We start from the raw sequence: 3,064 nt of genomic DNA on the forward strand, positions 1-3,064 counted from the left end.
TGTCACTTATCAGCATAGATTTAAGAAAATTGGTTTTTCTGGAACGAGTTTCTCTGCTGGATTGCGCCACCTTTTTTAGCGATACATAAACTATATAGTAACTTATATATAAGTATATAGTATTGTATTAAGTATTAAATTAAATATTTCATTTTATATTTATTGTATTTTGAGAAATTTATTAGCTTAATATAGATATTATTCTTCAATGAATAGAAGTAGGGGAATAGGAGGCGGCAAGAGTTATGATTTATGTATTTCATAAATATGTATTTTTATGCAACGTTACAACAGCTATTCTTTATTTTTTGCAGGTTACGTATGTTAATGCTGCAGGATCTTCAAGTGATGCAGGAGGGGCATTTTATAAATGCGATGATAGAAAAACACACTTTCTTGCAGATAAAATCTATTACTTAAAAAGTTCTCAAGAGACGTCTGCTCATATTGCACCTATTGCAGCTATATATGTAGAAAAAGCAGGCACTATTGTTAATGCCTCTCAGATAACAGTTTTTGGCGATGATCCAGATAAAATATCTGCGTATGGGGCGTATGTAAGAAATGGTGGAAAAATTAATTTAATAGCTTCAGATTTTAAGAATATACCTGCTCTTCGTGCTCAAAATGCCGTTATTAGCATGACAGTAGGGGAAATTAAGGGGACTTCACATGCTATTTATGCATGGGGGAGAGGAACGGATATTGCTTTAGTGAGTGTGAATATCAATATTGAGCCAGATAATTTGAATGTAAAAGGGATCGGTATTATGAGTGGTTTTGATGCAATGGTTAAAATGACAGACGGTACCGTTAATTTTAACCAGATTGGCTCATTTTCAACTCGATTTGGGGGGCATTATATTCTTGATACTATGGGGATTACGGGGCAAGGAAGGAGGGAGGAAACTTTAACAGATGGTGATGGAGCTATGGGGGTATTGCCAGAAGCTTTTGAGGTTTTTCAAGGTGGTGACGTTCATTTGAAAAACAATTTTATTCAGCTGAACCATATGCATGCATTCTTGATGAAAAACTTTTCAGGTTATGTAAATGATAATGGTAAGTTAATTCAAAAATATATTTCACCAGATGGCTTTAAGAATACAAATATTAAGATAGAAAAAAACAATATTTCTGTTCAGGGTGAGGGAGTATATGGACTGTGCTTTAATGTTTTAGCTCCAGAAGAACTTGCTAAAATGTTGAGGCAACGAGATGATGAAAAAATTTTAGAAACCAAAAAAGTTATCACGGGGAGGGCATTTGTTTATTTATCAGAGACAAATATGACAGTTCCAGACGGGATTGCGATTTATGCGAAGGGGAATAAAGACTATGAAGTAAAAGGCACTCTTGAATTATCGGATGAAACAAAAATCTCTGGTGATTTGTTGCTAAAAGCTAAAAATAATGCTTCTCTATTGGTGAAAGCAAACGCTTCCTCTCTTACAGGAGGTACGCGTGTTGAGGGTAGATCGGTTATTGATTTAGAGTTAATTCGTTATTCAAAATGGTATCTTACTAAAAGTAAATACAACGGTTTACAGGAATCTGTTTCATCGCTTTCTTCTCTAAGTCTTTCCAATAGCACATTGATCTTTGATGAAGACAGTGGTTATCAAACGCTACGCATTGGAAAAAAAGCAGATATAGGTGCAGGAGATAAAATTCTCGCATCAAAAGATAAAAAAGTCTACAGTGCCGAGGGAAACGCTCAGATTAGGTTGAATGCATTTTTGAATGATGAGGGTTTGTTTAATCCCCAAAAGACGGATCGCATATTGATCTATGGGGATGTTTCTGGAACGACATTCGTTCATGTGCAAAATTTTCCAAAATATGCAAGTAAAGAAGTCTATGAGGGAAAAGATCAAAGCATTTCACTCATTCAAGTTGCTGGAACAGCGCAGGCAGGTTCTTTTCGACTCGCCAATGGTTATGATGATTATACTACGGTGAAAGGTTTTCCTTATCAATATCGTATTCGTGGTTATGGTCCAGGTTCGCCCTTTGGAGAAGCAGATGCTACGCAAAGATTAGTGGAAGGTGAGGGGGAATTTTGGGATTTCCGACTCGAAGGGGTTTATATTTCTTCTAGAATAGGTTCTTATAATGGTCCATTTGGTAAACCTTCTTCATTATCTCATCCTGTTAATCCTCCATCTTCTCCCCCCAATTCACTTTCTACGTCGTTGATATCTGACTCTCCTTCTTCTACGTCCTCTGCTCCTGTCGATCCTCCCCCTCCCGATCCACTTTCTACGTCGTTTATGTCTGACCCTCCTTCTTCTACGTCCTCTGATTCTGTCGATCCTCCCCCTTCCGATCCACTTTCCACATCGTTGACATCTGACTCTCCTTCTTCTACGTCCTCTGCTCCTGTCGATCCTCCCCCTCCCGATCCACTTTCTACTTCGTTTGTGTCTGACCCTCCTTCTTTTACGTCCTCTGCTCCTGTCGATCCTCCCCCTCCCGATCCACTTTCTACTTCGTTTGTGTCTGACCCTCCTTCTTCTACGTCCTCTGATCCTGTCGATCCTCTCCCTCCCGATCCATTTTCTACGTCGTTTATGTCTGACGCTCCTTCTTCTACATCCTCTGATCCTGTTGATCCTCCATCTTCTCCTCCCGATCCACTTTCTACGTCGTTGACATCTGACTCTCCTTCTTCTACGTTCTCTGCTCTTGTTGATCCTCCACCTTCTCCCCCCGATCCACTTTCTACGTCGTTTATGTCTGATGCTCCTTCTTCTACATCCCCTGATCCTGTTGATCCTCCATTTTCTCCCCCCGATCCACTTTCTACGTCGTTTATGTCTGACCCTCCTTCTTCTACGTCCTCTGATCCTGTCGATTCTCCACGCCCTGATCCACTTTCTATGTCGTTGCCATCTAAGCCCTCTGCTCCGGAGGACACTTCATCTCTGGATACTGTTTCTCCTCCTTCTGTCCCTGTTGAACCAAAGCCTTCTCAGTCCTCTGATCCTTTAGATCCTTCATCTAATCTCTCTATACCGCTTGATGTTCAGTCTAATCTCCAAATTAGAGCTGTTGTTCCACA

Annotated in this window: 1 protein-coding gene; it reads left to right on the plus strand. The window is 39.9% G+C overall.

Going from position 1 to position 3,064, the window contains the following annotated elements; genetic code table 11:
- Positions 1-245: 245 nt before the first annotated feature.
- The coding region (locus tag ACFINW_RS09690) for an autotransporter outer membrane beta-barrel domain-containing protein (RefSeq protein WP_375674249.1) at positions 246-3,064 on the plus strand (2,819 nt) is incomplete at its 3' end.

The organism is Bartonella sp. AA18HLJMS (assembly GCF_042197245.1).
Classification (GTDB): domain Bacteria; phylum Pseudomonadota; class Alphaproteobacteria; order Rhizobiales; family Rhizobiaceae; genus Bartonella.